This window comes from Thermococcus sp. (assembly GCF_027011145.1).
Lineage (GTDB): Archaea > Methanobacteriota_B > Thermococci > Thermococcales > Thermococcaceae > Thermococcus.
On record NZ_JALVAO010000048.1, the window covers coordinates 1 to 15623 of the forward strand.

Annotated in this window: 19 protein-coding genes; 16 read left to right on the forward strand and 3 right to left on the reverse strand. The window is 48.8% G+C overall.

Features of this window, described 5'->3' with window-relative positions:
• On the forward strand, positions 1–532 hold a 532-nt coding region (locus MVG27_RS05625; RefSeq protein ID WP_297556340.1), incomplete at its 5' end, for a GNAT family N-acetyltransferase.
• Here the strand turns inward: MVG27_RS05625 and MVG27_RS05630 are convergent.
• Complete coding sequence (locus MVG27_RS05630) at positions 529–1302, reverse strand: TrkA C-terminal domain-containing protein (protein ID WP_297549993.1); 774 nt, start codon at positions 1300–1302, stop codon at positions 529–531. The genes MVG27_RS05625 and MVG27_RS05630 overlap by 4 nt on opposite strands.
• Before the next feature lie 6 nt (positions 1303–1308).
• A complete protein-coding gene (locus MVG27_RS05635; RefSeq protein WP_297549935.1) occupies positions 1309–1896 on the reverse strand; it encodes a DUF308 domain-containing protein in 588 nt (195 codons plus the stop codon).
• 91 nt (positions 1897–1987) lie between these two features.
• Between MVG27_RS05635 and MVG27_RS05640 the strand changes: the two genes are divergently transcribed.
• From MVG27_RS05640 to MVG27_RS05660, 5 genes are all read left to right on the forward strand, one after another.
• Positions 1988–2503, forward strand: a complete 516-nt coding sequence (locus MVG27_RS05640) for a YkgJ family cysteine cluster protein (protein WP_297549937.1) — start codon at positions 1988–1990, stop codon at positions 2501–2503.
• A gap of 27 nt (positions 2504–2530) precedes the next feature.
• Positions 2531–3094, forward strand: coding sequence for a hypothetical protein (locus MVG27_RS05645; RefSeq protein WP_297549938.1), 564 nt, complete (start codon positions 2531–2533; stop codon positions 3092–3094).
• Between the two features lie 31 nt (positions 3095–3125).
• Complete coding sequence (locus MVG27_RS05650; RefSeq protein ID WP_297549940.1) at positions 3126–3629, forward strand: hypothetical protein; 504 nt, start codon at positions 3126–3128, stop codon at positions 3627–3629.
• Between the two features lie 84 nt (positions 3630–3713).
• Complete coding sequence (locus MVG27_RS05655) at positions 3714–4460, forward strand: KaiC domain-containing protein (protein ID WP_297549942.1); 747 nt, start codon at positions 3714–3716, stop codon at positions 4458–4460.
• 18 nt (positions 4461–4478) lie between these two features.
• Entirely contained in the window at positions 4479–5024 is a 546-nt protein-coding gene (locus MVG27_RS05660) for a hypothetical protein (RefSeq protein ID WP_297549944.1), read from the forward strand.
• Here the strand turns inward: MVG27_RS05660 and speD are convergent.
• Positions 5021–5440 carry an adenosylmethionine decarboxylase gene (gene speD, locus MVG27_RS05665; protein WP_297549995.1) on the reverse strand — a complete coding sequence of 140 codons (420 nt, stop codon included), beginning with the start codon at positions 5438–5440 and terminating at the stop codon, positions 5021–5023. The genes MVG27_RS05660 and speD overlap by 4 nt on opposite strands.
• A gap of 315 nt (positions 5441–5755) precedes the next feature.
• Between speD and MVG27_RS05670 the strand changes: the two genes are divergently transcribed.
• The 10 genes from MVG27_RS05670 (at position 5756) to MVG27_RS05715 (ending at position 15620) form a co-directional block, all read left to right on the forward strand.
• The gene (locus tag MVG27_RS05670; RefSeq protein ID WP_297549946.1) at positions 5756–6664 is read left to right on the forward strand and encodes a protein translocase subunit SecF; all 909 of its coding nucleotides are present in this window, start codon (positions 5756–5758) and stop codon (positions 6662–6664) included.
• Positions 6661–8181 (forward strand): preprotein translocase subunit SecD, encoded by a 1521-nt coding sequence (locus tag MVG27_RS05675; protein ID WP_297549948.1) that lies wholly within the window; start codon positions 6661–6663, stop codon positions 8179–8181. The genes MVG27_RS05670 and MVG27_RS05675 overlap by 4 nt, the downstream gene beginning before the upstream one ends.
• Positions 8181–8864 (forward strand): TrkA family potassium uptake protein, encoded by a 684-nt coding sequence (locus MVG27_RS05680; protein WP_297549950.1) that lies wholly within the window; start codon positions 8181–8183, stop codon positions 8862–8864. The genes MVG27_RS05675 and MVG27_RS05680 overlap by 1 nt, the downstream gene beginning before the upstream one ends.
• A 128-nt stretch (positions 8865–8992) precedes the next feature.
• Positions 8993–9304 carry a V-type ATP synthase subunit H gene (locus MVG27_RS05685; protein ID WP_297549952.1) on the forward strand — a complete coding sequence of 104 codons (312 nt, stop codon included), beginning with the start codon at positions 8993–8995 and terminating at the stop codon, positions 9302–9304.
• Position 9305: 1 nt separating this feature from the next.
• Positions 9306–11315, forward strand: coding sequence for a V-type ATP synthase subunit I (locus tag MVG27_RS05690; protein ID WP_297549954.1), 2010 nt, complete (start codon positions 9306–9308; stop codon positions 11313–11315).
• A gap of 3 nt (positions 11316–11318) precedes the next feature.
• Positions 11319–11804: an ATP synthase subunit K gene (locus tag MVG27_RS05695; RefSeq protein WP_042691179.1), complete on the forward strand. Its 486-nt coding sequence runs from the start codon at positions 11319–11321 to the stop codon at positions 11802–11804.
• A 35-nt stretch (positions 11805–11839) separates the two neighbouring features.
• A complete protein-coding gene (locus tag MVG27_RS05700) occupies positions 11840–12451 on the forward strand; it encodes a V-type ATP synthase subunit E (RefSeq protein ID WP_297549958.1) in 612 nt (203 codons plus the stop codon).
• Entirely contained in the window at positions 12451–13551 is a 1101-nt protein-coding gene (locus tag MVG27_RS05705) for a V-type ATP synthase subunit C (protein WP_297549997.1), read from the forward strand. The genes MVG27_RS05700 and MVG27_RS05705 overlap by 1 nt, the downstream gene beginning before the upstream one ends.
• On the forward strand, positions 13548–13856 hold the full coding sequence (locus MVG27_RS05710) for a V-type ATP synthase subunit F (protein ID WP_297549960.1): 309 nt from the start codon (positions 13548–13550) through the stop codon (positions 13854–13856). The genes MVG27_RS05705 and MVG27_RS05710 overlap by 4 nt, the downstream gene beginning before the upstream one ends.
• Positions 13857–13862: 6 nt before the next feature.
• Complete coding sequence (locus MVG27_RS05715; RefSeq protein WP_297549962.1) at positions 13863–15620, forward strand: ATP synthase subunit A; 1758 nt, start codon at positions 13863–13865, stop codon at positions 15618–15620.
• The last annotated feature ends 3 nt before the right edge of the window (positions 15621–15623 follow it).

Consider the following 15623-nt stretch of genomic DNA (forward strand, 5'->3'; position numbering starts at 1 on the left):
TAAGAGAAACATAAGACCGAGGGAGATTCGCTTCAGGGAAGTCGGTCATCAGATGGAGAAGTTTGGAGTTGAGCCCGAAATCGAGCACATAAAGCTCCTCCGCGAGGATTACGATGCCGCTGGTGGAAAGGAAATCTTCCTGAGCTTTGAAGACGTCAAAAACGATATCCTGATAGGGTTCTTGAGATTGAGGATTCCGAGTGAAAAAGCCCACAGGAAGGAGATAAACTGCTGTCCTTCAGCAATAGTCAGGGAGCTCCACGTCTACGGCCCGCTCGTTCCGATTGGAGGGAAGCCACGCTATGAATGGCAACACAGAGGTTACGGAAGGGAGCTTTTGAGTGAAGCTGAAAGGATTGCCCGTGAGGAGTTCGACGTGAAGAAGATGTTGGTCATAAGTGGCGTCGGAGTCAGAGAGTACTACAGAAAGTTCGGCTACTGGAAGAACGGCCCCTACGTGGCTAAGAGACTCGATAAGGGTTACGCCAGCTATAAAAAGAGCAAAGAGTTCGATGCGCACCTGAATACCTAAGGTCTGGCCTTTATCTCCTCTTCCATTGCCCTGAGTTGGGCCCTTTTTACGGCTTCTTCGTGAGCTTTGTCACCTTTCTTCCCCTTTACCCTCTTAGACAGTTCCATAAGGGCTTCCTCCGGGCCGTAACAGACCAAAACGTCCCCGGGAAGGATTATTGTGTCGCCTCTGGGTGCCCCTATGTAGACCTCTCCCTCCCTGGTTTTTCTGTATATTCCGAGAACCAGTATGCCCTCCTTGTCCAGCTCTAGTTCCCTCAAACTTTTGTTGGCGAGCCAGCTGTTTTTCTTCACCTTTATCTGGGAAATTGAGTAGCCGTGGGTTATCCCCAAGAGCTGGGCGTAGTCGTAGACCCTGAGCTCTGGAAAGGCTCTCTGGAGGAACCTTCTAATCCATTTTCTCATGAACCTATCGACTGTTTTGGACGTGAAGACGACGTAGAGCACAAGGAGGCTCGCTATTAGGACGAGCAGATAATCTGTGGCCTCCTCTCTTCCCTTTCCGACGAAGGTTAATACAAGAGTCGCTATGACGGAAGTTATTCCAGCGCTTCCCAGGAATATGAGAATTCGGATAATCTTTCTCCTCGCTGGATGTGAAACGACGTATTCGCTTTCACTTGTGGTAAAGCCCGTTCCTGAAAAAGCCGACTGGGCCTGGAAGGAGGCGACTTCCCTTGAGAGGCCCGTCATTTCAAGGGCTACTGCCCCAATCCTGACTATTATAAGGGAAACTGTGATTGCCAAAATTAGGGAAATAAGGGCTATCAGCCCCGTTCACCCCGCGGCTGTTTTGGTAGTTGCCTCGTGTTCGGCCTTTGCACTCAGTGCTATCGCTATGAAGTTTGCACCGCTCATTATCAGGTCAACTGAAACGAATAGCCCAATCGCCCAGAGGCTCGACCAGGGCCACTGAATAACTATCAGGAACCCCAGGATTACCGTCAGAACACCCGAGAGTGTCATCAGAGCCCACTGGCTGATATCCCTGTTCTGGAATGCAACGCCAATCCTTATGGCACCTATTAGCATCAGCGAGAAGCCCAGAACGAGAGTCAAAATTGTCGTTGCCAGAATCGGGTTCTCGAGCGTTGCTATACCGCCTATTACGTACACCACACCCATGATAATGTGGAGGGTTCTGCTCTTCCAGTCCTTGGCTTTGGCGATTCCCTGTATGACCTGCAGTGTTCCGCCGACGAGCATGAAGGCACCGAAGATGGCAACACTCGTTATGCTAACCAGGGGTAGCAACAGTAACCCGGCGAAGCCCAGCGTCATGAAGATTATCCCGAGTCCCAAGAGCCATACCCAGTTCTTCCCGACCTCTCCGTATTCCACGTTCTCACCCCCAAATTTTTTCACGAAAAGTTACTTTAAAGCTTTAAAAAGTTTTCTGTGGAAAAGTTACTAAAACATTGGGAAGTTTTATAAAGCCCTCCGCGGGGGAGAGAGCATGCGTTTCAAACCTAAACCGTTCACGGAACCCCTGCCCTTCAGGTGTCTCTACTGCCTCGACTGCTGCAGGGGGAGACACGTTTACCTCACGCTCAAGGACATCGAAGGGATAGCCAAGGCTGGCCACGACCCGCAGGACTTCGTAACCTTCTCGGTAGAGGGAGATAAGATACGCTTCGTCCTTGCCATTCGGGAGTGGGATTTGGGATGCGTTTTCCACGACCCCGAGACCGGAAAGTGCAGGATTCACCCGGTGAGGCCCATTATATGCCGGATTTACCCCTTCATGGTCTCTCGTAAGCCACTTGGCGTTGATGGTGAGAAGCCGTTTGAGTACAAGGGGGAAACCCTCTGGCTCTACTACGACGAGAGCTGTCCCGGGATAAACGCGGAGGAGCCGGAAGTCGTGATAAGCCCCGAGGAGATAGCGGAACTCGGCCTGGAGTTCGAGCGGGAGTTCAAAAGAACCGACATGGACGGCTTTGCAAAGCTTCTCGACGAGCTCGAAAAGTAGATATACAACTTCCCCTTAATACTCCTTATGAGGGGCCTCCTGCTGGCATCTGCTTACCTCCTTCAGGGTGTTCTCAACGTGGTCTTTTACGGGATTCCCTCGGTGATGTTTTCTGCTCTCCTCCCGCAGAGCGTTTTTCAGGAAAGCGCGTGGCTCCTGCCCTTTCTGGTTCTCCTGTACTTCTCCCTCGGTGCACTCTCCCTTTACTACCTGGGTTTCACAACTCTACCGAACAGGGGGAAATACCTCGGAGTCATTTACTTCTCCGTGGGGCTTATAGGTTCCCTGGCAATCTGCTTTGAGTCCGCTGTCGAGACGCCTGTTCTGAGAGCTGTCTTCGCTCTCTGGGCTCTTTCCTCGCTCCTCGGCCTGTTTCTTATTCCACGCACCGGAAACCTGGAGGACGTTCTGCCCCTTTTGACAGCTTTGACGCTACTATTACTGCTGTTCTCCGGTGCTGTGAGCTTTCTGACGGCCCAGTGGATTGTCGAGGACTACTACGCACACCTTCACATGAGCGGGGGCATTCCTGAAAACGCGAGCATTATAGTTGCCCGTCCCGAGAACGTTTCCATCAACGGGACGGGCTAAGCTTTTAAGTTTCCCATTGATGCTTAGGAACATGGAGCGTGAACTCCGTTACCGGCGCGCCTCCGCATGGGAATACGATTTGATACTCAGGGAGGCCGAAAAGTACGGCGAGCTCAGGCATAGCTTTTTTGGCGTTGTCGAGGGCAAGTTCAGGGACGTCTACGCTGTGAACGAGAGGGTATGGGCTGAGATAGAAACCCTCAAGCTCAAACCCTACGCCTATGGGACGTTCGTCGGGACAATAAAGGTGGACAACCTCGTTGAGAAGTTCTACCCCAACGTTGAGTTCTTCTACTTCGTTGACGTCCAGAAGAACTACGCGGTTCTGAAGCCGAAGGCCGGCTTCCTCTTCACGACGGGCAAAGACGTCCCGAGGAATGGCGTTAAGGAGTACATCTGGCGGGGAACTAAGAAGCTCGTTATTTTCGATGAGAACGGGATAATCCTCGGCATAGGCAGGATAAACCCCGAGAGCAGGAAAAAGTTCATTTTGAACGTCACCGACATCGGCGAGTTCCTGAGGAGAAGGCGCTAAACTTTTCTAACGTGACGTAATCTTTTTAAGACCTTTTGCGTAGAGCTTAATGGTAACTAAAAGTAACTAAAGGGGGTGACGCTCATGATTAGGAGGGTTAAAACGGGCATCCCTGGGATGGACGAAATCCTTCACGGTGGAATCCCTGAGCGAAACGTTGTCCTTCTCAGCGGTGGTCCCGGGACGGGAAAAACGATATTCAGTCAGCAGTTCATATGGAACGGTCTTCAAATGGGTGAGCCTGGTATTTACGTTGCCCTCGAGGAGCACCCCGTTCAGGTGAGGCAGAACATGGCCCAGTTCGGCTGGGACGTGAGGAAGTACGAGGAGGAAGGGCTTTTCGCAATGGTTGACGCCTTCACGGCCGGAATAGGAAAGAGCAAGGAGTACGAAAAGTACATAGTCCACGACCTAACGGACATCAGGGAGTTCATAGACGTCCTCAGGGGGGCCGTTAAGGACATCGGTGCGAAGAGGGTCGTTATAGACTCCGTCACAACCCTCTACATCAACAAGCCCGCGATGGCTAGGAGCATTGTCATGCAGCTCAAGCGCGTTTTGGCAGGGTTGGGAGTTACGAGCATACTTGTGAGCCAGATAAGCGTTGGGGAAAGGGGTTTCGGCGGACCGGGTGTTGAGCACGGCGTTGATGGAATAATTCGCCTTGATCTGGACGAGATTGACGGCGAGCTCAAGCGCTCGTTGATAGTCTGGAAGATGCGCGGAACGAGCCATTCAATGAGAAGGCACCCATTTGAGATAACTGACAAGGGAATAGTGGTTTATCCGGATAAAGTCCTCAAAAGGAAGACAATAGTTGAAATTGAATAAACACGAGGGGGTGAGAGAATGGAGGTGCCCCTGAACCCAATGGGAAGGGAGGAGATACACAGGCTTGAGAGCATACTGCTCTTTGCGACCCTCTTCAGGCCTGAGGTCATAGAGCTAATCAAGGACCCGGCCGAGAGATTGACATGGGTCGACAGTTTAGCTGTTGCGGCAGGAGCGATAGCCAGGGAGAAGGCCGGCATGACTGTCAGGGAAATTGCAGAGGAACTCGGCAGGACCGAGCAGACAATCAGAAAGCACCTCAAGGGCGAGACCAAGGCCGGGCAACTGGTCAGGGAAACTTACGAACTCATAAAGCAGGGCAAGCTCGATGAGCTCGTCAGAAACGTCGAGGTTCTGGCCAAGGGTGGCCAGCTGGTTGCCCTTGAGGAGTACGAGAAGCTCAAGAAGGAGAAGGAGGAACTTGAGGCCAAGGTTAAGGAGCTTGAGGAGAGAGTCAGGGCATTGGAGGAGGAGAACAGGGAACTTAAAACAAAGCTTGAGAACGTCAGGAAGATACTATCGGACGCTTTGGAGAGGATAAGGGAGGTAGAAAAGCTTCTTTAAATTCCATTCCCATTTTTTCTCAGACTTTCTTCCCAAGTAACTATCATGTGGGTAAACGTTTCATCATCTTCTTCAATTCCACGCTTTATCTCACTCACGTGGGCGTACTTTGCTTTGAGTTTGTCGAGGATATAATCAACGGCCTTCTCCGGATTGGCCTTAGTCCCGCAAGTGTAAACATCTAAAGCAGCGTAACCCTTCTCGGGCCAAGTATGAATTGAAATATGGCTCTCGGCAACGATAACGACTCCGCTGACGCCGGTTGGTGAGAACTTGAAGAAGTAGCTTGACTTGACCTCCATGTTGCCGACCTTCGCCGCCTCGAGGAATATCTCTCTTATTCTGTCCGCGTTGCCGAGTATCTCTGGATCACAGCCAGCGGCCTCAACAACATAATGAAAGCCGATGGTCTCTATCTCGCTCATGGTTTCTCACCTGAGGGGTGGGTAGTATGCTCCCTTTTTAAAGTTAATCCTGGAAGCGAACGGGAATGAAAAGGCCGTTTCTGTTCTAAACTGACCGGAACGGAATTTTATGAATTTAAACTGAAAGTTTTTGGTAGTTTTTGGATAATCCTGTTACCCTCTGCTAAAATTGGCTTTGAGGCGAGTGAAACCGTTTAAACCTTTCTGGTGAGTGGTGCTCAACTTAAACCCAAGAACCACTAATTTTAAAACTCACTCCCTCAAATTAACCACAAGTCAGGATTACAAAACGCCAGGGGTGAACATATGTCTAGGAGGAAAGCTAAAAAGCCCGGTGAAACAAATGAATTCCGGGCAAAAAAGCGCGAAAAGTTAAAGTTCTTAGCTGAGATGGAACCAAAGAAGATGATAATTTATCCGCTTGCGGTTTTCATAGTTGCGTTGCTTTTAGTTGCTGTCCATTTTCCTCCACTCGGCATTGATCTCAGAGGTGGTGTTGTTGTAACGGCCTACGGTGTAAACGCCAACCCAGATACAATTGAAAAATGGCTGAGCAACGAGCTTGGAGTTCAGGTCACCGTCGAGAGTTTCACGAGCGTTGAGGGAACCAAAGGAATTCGTGTTTACGCTCCCACGGGGGTTGACCCTGTTCAAATAATCAACCTCCTGAAGCAGAAGTATCCCAACGCCGAATACACCCACAGTGAAGTCCTTCCGACGTTTGGAGAGCTTGCCAAGAAACAGGGTATAAAGGCAATAACCTTCGCCTTCATAGCGATGGCCGTTGTGGTATTCCTGTTCTTCAGGAATCCAGTTTCGTCACTGGCTATAATATTCTCGGCCCTCTCGGACATGACAATAGCCGTTGCAATGATGGGTGTCTTTGGCATTCAGCTTACCACCGCGACGATAGCCGCGCTTCTGATGCTCATCGGTTACACCGTTGACAGCAACATACTTCTCACTACCAAACTGACGAAGAGGAAGGAGGACACCATTGAGGAGGCCTATCTAAGTGCCGTTTCAACTGGCTTTACAATGAGCACTACAACCCTTGGAGCACTCTTCATGCTCTGGCTGATATCAACTTCACCAACTATAGATAACATAGCTATAGTCCTTATCTTCGGTCTCCTCGCCGACTTCATGAACACCTGGATCTTCAACGCTGGAGTTCTGAGGTGGTATCTCTCAAAAAGGGGGGTTAATGCATGAACAGGAAGCTTAAGAAGCTCCTTTTCAATTGGAGGATTCTCCTTCTCATACTATTCCTTGTGGGATCAATAGCGACGTTAGCCACACGTCCTCTGACATTTGGAATCGATATAGCTGGTGGAGTTGCCATTATAGCCCAAACTGAACATCCTGTTGATTCTAAAACCATGGAGCTCGTCGTTGATTCCCTCCAGAAAAGGCTTAACACCTTCGGTTTGAGGGACATACAGGTTCAAGGACAGGGAAACGATATAGTTGTTGTCAAGGTTGCCAACGTAACGAGTGCAGAAGAAGCAAATGCTCTCAAGAAGGTCATTGAAAGCCAAGGTGTATTCTACATGGAGTTTGACGGTGTAATCTTTGGAACGGGTAAGGACATAGTTTACGTCGGACCTCCTCAAATAAAGCCTGATGGGAGCTGGTCTGTTCCTTTTAGAATATCCAAGGCGGCGGCCGAGAAGTTCGCAAAGTTGGCCAAGGGAAAAGCCGGATGGCCCGTTGACATGTTCCTTGACCCTCCAGCAAACTCTCTCCTCGTGGTTCCCAAGAGCATATATGACCTCATGAACAGCACAACCTTCAATGCCCAGGCTCCTCAGGCTCCTACTTTACTCCAGAGAATCCACAAGGCTCTCAACATAACGACCATAGTTTATACCAACCAGAGTGCGGAGGAGCTCAAAAAGCTGGCCGATGGGAAGCCCATAGTCCTCGTTGATGTTGGCGAAAACTTGGTTAATTCACTCAAATCAATGAACGTGAGCGTTCGCTACGTTCCCAAGCAGAGTGGCGTTAGCGATACCCAGCTTATCAAGAGCGTCCTCGGTCTCTACGGTCCCTACTCCCTTGGTGAGGGGCTCGCCAATGGAGAGCCTCAGACAGACGTTCAGATAAGCGGTCAGGCCCCGGATAGACTTACTGCGGAGCAGGAGGCCAAGACTGTCTACACTGTCCTCAAGAGTGGTTCCCTTCCGGTTAAGCTCAAGGTTATAGGAATGCAGTTCATATCACCAAAACTGGGTCAGGACTTCAAAAAGCAGGCACTATACGCTGGAATAGCGGCGTTGATAGCAGTTTTGGCAATCGTATACTTCCACTACAGGAGGTGGAAGATAGCCATACCCGTGGCGAGTACGAGTCTCTTTGAAGTGATTATAATCCTTGGAATAGCAGCTTTGATAAAGTGGAACCTTGACTTGCCGAGTATCGCGGGTATTATAGCGGCAATAGGTACCGGTGTTGACCAGCAGATAGTTATAACTGATGAGCTTCTTGGGGGAGAAAAAGTTGCAAGGATCACAAGGCGCTCTAGTACTTTAAAAAGAATCGGACGTGCATTCTTCATAATATTCGCCTCAGCGTCAACTACAATAGCGGCAATGAGCTTTCTCTTAGTCTACTTCGTGGGAACATTAAAGGGATTTGCAGTGACAACAATAATTGGAGTTCTCATCGGAATCTTTGTAACAAGGCCTGCCTACGCTGAAATTGCAAAGTATCTCGTTGGTGAGGAGTGATGTATGTCATTATAATGGGGGCAGGGAGAGTCGGATATCTAGTTGCAAAAATGCTCGAGGCCGAAGGGCATGATATTACAATAATTGAAATGGACAGGGAACGTGCCAAAGAACTCTCAATGCATGTAAACGGGTTGGTTATTGAAGGAGATGCAACCGATCCAAAAACTCTGGAGGAGGCTAATATAAAGCAAGCAGATGCTTTTGCGGCATTAACCGGCAAAGATGATGCGAACCTGTTGGCGTGTATATTAGCCAAGAACCTTAATCCTAGTGTCAAGACTTCACTAAGAATAAGCAATCCTAAGAACCGGAGGATCTTTGAGGAAGTCAAGGATCTAAAAAAATACTTCGACTTCGTAATTTCACCGGAGGAGATAGCGGCGGAATACATAAGCAGAAACATCGTTACGCCGGGCTTTGATAGAGTTCTCTTCCCAAAGGAAGGAGCTGAGATCGTGAGATTCAACATAGACAAAAACAGCAAAATTGCAGGAAAACTCGTAAAGGAACTTAAGCTACCAAAAGATGCTTTAATTATAGCGGTTTACGATGAAAAAGGTAATTTAATAATCCCCTCTGGAGATACGAAGTTGCCCGAAAGAGGCCAAGTGATAGTTTTTGCCAAGAACTCCGTTCTCAAAGAAGTGAAGGAACTTTTGGAAGGAAAATCCGAGTCCTAAGATTAGACTACTACCTTTAATCTTTTTCCCATCTTGTTCTTTGAAGACCATAAACTATTTAAACTGATTAGGGAAGCCAAAGTTGGCGAAAAGTTCAGCTGTTTTCATGGTCATCGGAGGGACGGCTCATGGAGGACGTCATTAAACGGATTGTTGATGCAGAAAAGGAAGCAGAGAGACGTATTGAAAAAGCCAAGGAAGAAGCTAAGTCCATAGTCCTAAAGGCTAGGGAAGAAGCCAAGGCTATTGAAGATGAGATAATTTCTAAGGCCCAGGTTGAAGCTGAATCCCTTATCCAAAAAGCCCGTGAGGAAGGTGAAGCTGAGGCCAAGAGAATCATCGAAGAAGGTGAAAAGGAAATACAAGCTCTTAGATTAAAAGCTGAAGCTAACTTTGAAAATGCAATAGTTCAGGCAATAGAGCTCGTGAGAGGGGGCTGAAATGTTCAGGCCCGAAGAAATGGTAAAAATTGACGTAATAACCCTTAATCGCTATAAGGATGCGCTATTGACTTATCTCCATGAAGCAGGTCTCGTTGAAATTCGCGAGCTTGACGTTAAAATAGCTCAAAGGGATACTCCCAATGAGTATCACCGAAAAGCCGCCTCATACAGTATAACAATCTCCCGTCTTGCAGACTTTCTTAGGGCCTATAGAAAAACAAGGGGAGGGGGAATAAAGGAATTTTTCTTCCCCAAAGAAAAGCCGAAAAAAACGTATCGATATGAGGGCATTGAGAAACTCATCAAAGATACAGAGGAATTTTTAGCTAAAGCTGAGCCTGAGATAAAGGCCGTTGAGGGCAGGATAAGCTCTCTCCAATCGGAAATAGAGAGGATAAAGGAGTCAATATCTATCCTTAAGCTACTTTCAGTCTTTAAACTTCCTGTGAAGTACCTCCGACATAGCGGGATAGTTGAAGTTTCTGTTGGTTCTGTTGAGAAAGTTAAGTTCTCTGCTCTTGTTGAAGATCTCAAAATGGCTACAGAAGGCAGGATAGCTCTCGCAAGCAGGGACGCTGGAGACAAAGTCTTGTTGGTAATAGCAACCTTGTCTAGAGATCACGATAAAGTTAATTCAGTGCTTGCGAAGCACTCATTTGAAAAGATTGAAGTCCCTGACGGAGATGGTACACCAGAAGAGCTTGTGACTGATTACCAGAGAAAGCTTGACGCAAAGCTCAGAGAGCTTGAAAATGCTAAAAAAGAAGCTGAAAAACTTGCAGAAAAGTATTACGAAGACGTGGTATTCTATCAGGAACTAATGGAAAACGAACGTGATAAGGCTTCGGTTCTTCCAATGCTTGCCAGAACTAACATGACGTTTGCATTAACCGGCTGGCTTCCGCGCGTTGACGTTCCTAAGATTCTTGAGGGAATAAAGAAAGTTACCAAAGGTAAGGCCTACATAAACATTAGAGAGCCTACAAAGGATGAAATTGAGGAGATTCCGATAAAGCTCAAGAATCCAAGATGGGCAAGACCCTTCGAGATGCTCACAGAGATGTACGGCGTTCCTAGATATGATGAGATTGACCCGACGCCGATAATAGCCTTCACGTACTCGTTCTTCTTTGGCTTCATGCTCACGGATTTCATGTACGGCCTCATAGTGGGAATAGTTGCCGCACTGCTCGTCAAGGGCCACAAGAAGTTCAATGATGGAACATACAAGTTCGCCTACACGTTGCTCGTCAGTTCGTTCTTCACGATGCTCATGGGAATCCTCTTCGGCAGTTACTTCGGCAACGCCGGTGACATAGTTCTCCAGTACATCACGGGTAATCCAAACGCCCACTTCCCCCGCATAGCTGACACGTTGAAGGATCCAATGTTTGTCCTTATGCTTGCTCTCGCCATAGGCCTCGCCCATCTCTTCACGGGCTACACCATAGGCTTCATTGTAAAGTGGAAGAACGGGGACAGGAAGGGTGCAGTGTTTGAACAGCTTCCCTGGATGCTCATCATCATAAGCATAGTGCTATTTGCCACAAAGAACGCATCCCTTATGCTCCCAGCCAAGGCCCTCTTTGGAGTGGGTATAGTGCTCTTTGCCATCGGGGAAATCATGGCCAACGGCGGACTGGCGGCGCTGATGATAATCTCGGACTTCTTCGGCTTCGTTGGAACCTGGCTCAGCTACGCCCGTCTGATGGCGCTGGCTCTGGCAACGAGTGGAATAGCGATGGTCGTTAACGTCCTTGCCGCAATGGTCTGGGGAATCAAGATAAGCATTGTTCCTCTGGGGATAGCAATTGGAATCATAATCTTCATAGGCGGTCAGCTGTTTTCGACCGCCATAAACGCCCTTGGAGCATTCGTTCACTCACTCCGTCTCCAGTATGTTGAGTTCTTTGGAACGTTTTACTCGGGCGATGGAAAGCCCTTTACGCCCTTCAAGTCCAAGAGGGAGGTTTCAAAACTTGAGTTGAAAGCTGATGGAGGTGCATGAAAGATGGATCCGATAGTTTATGTCGCCCTTGGCGCGGCGCTCGCAAGCGGAATAGCGGGTGCCGCTTCGGCCTTTGGTGTTGGTATAGCGGGTGCTGCAGCAGCTGGAGTTGTTGCAGAGGACGAGAAGAACTTCAAGAACGCGCTGATACTCGAAGGTCTGCCCATGACCCAGAGTATCTACGGTTTGATTACCCTGTTCCTTATACTCCTCAGCGCGGGAATCATCGGTGGTGGTTTCAAGTTTGCCCAAGCCACCACAGATAACATCGTCAAGAGCGCAATACTCTTCGGTGCCGGACTTACCGTCGGCCTTACCGGTCTCTCAGCTATACCGCAGGGTATCATCGCCAGCGCTGGTATCGGTGCCGTCGCAAAGAACCCGAAGACTTTCACACAGGGTATTATCTTCGCGGCTATGGCCGAGACAATGGCAATCTTCGGTCTTGTCGGTGCACTAATCATGATTGCCACAGGCGTCGGTCTCTGAACCCTCTCCTTTTTACGGTCTAAGGAGGATTGAAAATGGAAGGGGCTGAACTGATAATCCAGGAAATAAACAGGGAGGCAGAACAGAAAATACAATATATCCTTAGTGAAGCCCAAAAGGAAGCTGAAAAACTCAAAGAAGAAGCGAGAAAGAGAGCTGAATCAAGGGCTGAATGGATTCTAAGAAAAGCAAAAACTCAGGCAGAAATAGAAAAGCAGAGAATAATAGCCAATGCAAAACTCGAGGTTAGAAAGAAAAAGCTTGCCGTCCAGGAAGAGCTAATAAAACAGGTTATAGAATCGCTCAAAGAGAGACTCGCCACTCTTCCCGATGAAGAGTATTTCCCAATGATTGTTGAGCTAACTGCCAAGGCCGTTGAAGAGCTTGGTATTGATAAGATCGTTGTCAGGTCAAACGAGAGGACCCTCAAGCTCGTCGTTGAAAGACTCTCAGAGTTCAGAGAGAAGCTCAAAGATGCCCTCGGAAAGGACGTTGAAGTTACAATCGGCGAGCCAATCCAAACAATCGGTGGTGTCCTTGTTGAGAGCCCTGACGGAACCGTGAGAGTTGACAACACCTTTGAGGCCAGGATAGAACGTTTCGAGAGCGATCTCAGAGCAACTATAGCTAAAGCCCTCTTTGGGTGATTGATATGGAAGCAGTAACTGGAATCCTTGACACAACACTTGCTGTAATATTTACTTGGATTACATATAAGACCGGAAGGTATATCTACAAGTATACCCCTTACTCCTACCCCAATGCAAGGATCAAAGCCATGGAAGCCAAGCTCCTCAGCGAGCAGAAGTTCAACGAACTGGCCGAGAGCAGGACGCTTCAAAACTTCGTCGTTAACCTCGAGGACACCGACTATAAGGACTATCTTGCTGACGTTTCGAGTTACACCGTTGAGGAAGTTGAGAAGGCCCTCGAAAGGGCCCTCGCTGGAACATACGAGCTGATGTTCAAGATTCTTCCCAAGCGCTCTAGAGAATTCTTCAAACTCCTTCTTGAAGAGTGGGATGTCAGGAACATATCCAATGTCGTCAAGGCTAAGCTCTCCAACGAGCCTGCCAGTGACTATGTTGTTGAACTGGGAACCATGATTTCTAAGGTCAAAGCAATGGTTGAGGCTAAAACTATGGAGGAAATCTTGGTAATACTAGAGGGAACTCCCTACGAAGAGATTTACCAGAAGCTCTTGCTTGGTGAGCTCGATGTTACTCGATTTGAAACCGAGCTCTATAGAATATACTACAGGAAACTCCTAGACTATGCCCTTTCTAAGAGAGATGAAGAGAGGATTATCCTCGAGGAATTTGTGAGGCTCCAAATAGATAAAACTAACATTGTTACTGCTCTTCGCGCAAAGAAAGCAGGTCTCTCGGCTGAGGAGATAAAGCCAATGCTTATTCCGGGAGGAACAATTAAACTCGATCCAATACTTCACGTCGATTCCCTTGATATGGCACTTGCTGAGCTTGATTCCACGAAATATGGCAAAGTAATCAGGGATGTCAGAGAGGACATTGAAAACGATCTTAGTGTTCTCGAGAGAGCCTTGAACGAGTACATACTTGATAAAATTTCAGAACTCGAACGCTTTTATCCCTTGAGTATTGCAACACCTCTAAGCTACATTCTGAAGAAGGAAAGAGAGGTTAGAAAACTCAGAGCTATAGCAAAACTAATAGAGAATGGAGTTGAGCCAGAGCGCATAAAGGAGCTTGTAGGTGAGGTAGCATGAAGATAGCAGTCCTTGGTGACAGGGATACAGCTCTGGGTTTCCGGCTTGCCGGAGTTCATGAAGTTTATTCCTTCGAAGACACACCCGTTGAAATGGAACGGTTGAAGAACAAGCTAAACGAGCTAATAGAGAGAGGAGACATTGGGATTATCCTCATAACGGAGAGGTTTGCCCAGAGAATTGAGTTACCCGATGTTACGATTCCAATCATCCTTCAGGTGCCGGATAAGTCCGGCTCTAAATTCGGTGAAGAAGCCCTCCGCCAAATAGTTAGGAGGGCAATAGGTGTTGAGCTCAAGAGGTGAAGGAAAATGGGAAGGATAATTCGTGTTACGGGACCCCTTGTCGTAGCGGACGGCATGGAAGGAAGCAAGATGTATGAAGTTGTTCGCGTCGGTGAGATGGGTCTCATCGGAGAAATAATTCGCCTTGAAGGTGATAAGGCAGTTATACAGGTTTATGAAGAAACTGCTGGAGTTAGGCCAGGTGAGCCCGTTGAGGGAACGGGAGCTTCCCTTACAGTAGAACTTGGTCCTGGATTACTAACTTCGATATATGATGGAATTCAGAGGCCTCTTGAAAAGCTCCGCGAGCTGAGTGGTGACTTCATAGCCAGAGGTCTTACGGCTCCGGCTCTGCCAAGGGATAAGAAGTGGCATTTTACCCCAAAGGTTAAGGTCGGCGACAAAGTCACGGGTGGAGACGTCCTCGGTACAGTCCCGGAGACGAGCATCATAGAGCACAAGATACTCGTTCCCCCGTGGGTCGAGGGAGAGATAGTTGAGATAGCTGAGGAAGGCGACTACACCGTTGAGGAAGTCATAGCGAAAGTTAAGAAACCCGACGGGAGTATCGAGGAGCTTAAGATGTACCACAAGTGGCCAGTTCGTGTCAAGAGACCATATAAGACCAAGATACCTCCTGAAGTTCCGCTTATCACAGGACAGAGGACTATTGATACCTTCTTCTCCATAGCCAAGGGTGGAACTGCCGCCATTCCGGGTCCCTTCGGTTCAGGAAAGACCGTCACCCAGCACCAGTTGGCTAAGTGGAGTGACGCCCAGGTGGTTGTTTACATCGGTTGCGGTGAGCGCGGTAACGAGATGACCGATGTCCTTGAGGAGTTTCCCAAACTGAAGGACCCGAAAACAGGAAAGCCCCTCATGGAGAGAACGGTTCTCATAGCCAACACCTCCAACATGCCGGTCGCTGCGCGTGAGGCGTCCATCTATACGGGAATCACGATAGCCGAGTACTTCAGGGACCAGGGCTACGATGTCGCTTTGATGGCCGATTCAACGAGTAGATGGGCGGAAGCGCTCCGTGAAATTTCGGGAAGGCTTGAGGAAATGCCCGGTGAGGAGGGTTATCCGGCCTACCTCGCGAGCAAGATAGCGGAGTTCTACGAGAGGGCCGGTCGCGTTGTTACTCTCGGAAGCGAGCCGAGGATTGGTAGCGTCTCCGTCATTGGAGCAGTTTCACCGCCCGGTGGTGACCTCAGCGAGCCGGTCGTTCAGAACACTCTGAGAGTCGTCAAGGTCTTCTGGGCCCTCGATGCCGACTTAGCCAGGAGGAGGCACTTCCCGGCAATCAACTGGCTGAGGAGCTACTCGCTCTACATAGACGCAATCCAGGACTGGTGGCACAAGAACGTTGACCCGGAGTGGAGGAAGATGCGCGATACAGCGATGGCCCTACTCCAGAAGGAGGCCGAACTTCAGGAGATAGTCAGAATCGTCGGTCCTGACGCTTTGCCGGATAGAGAGAAAGCAATACTCATCGTCACGAGGATGCTCCGTGAGGACTACCTCCAGCAGGATGCCTTCGACGAGGTTGACACCTACTGTCCGCCCAAGAAGCAGGTTACAATGATGCGCGTAATCCTCAACTTCTACGAGAAGACTATGGAGGCGGTTGACAAGGGCGTCCCTGTTGACGAGATTGCTAAGCTTCCCGTCAGGGAGAAGATTGGCCGTATGAAGTTCGAGCCAGATGTTGAGAAGATTAGAGCTCTCATAGATGAAACCAACGCCCAGTTTGAGGAGCTCTTCAAGAAGTACGGAGCGTGATGC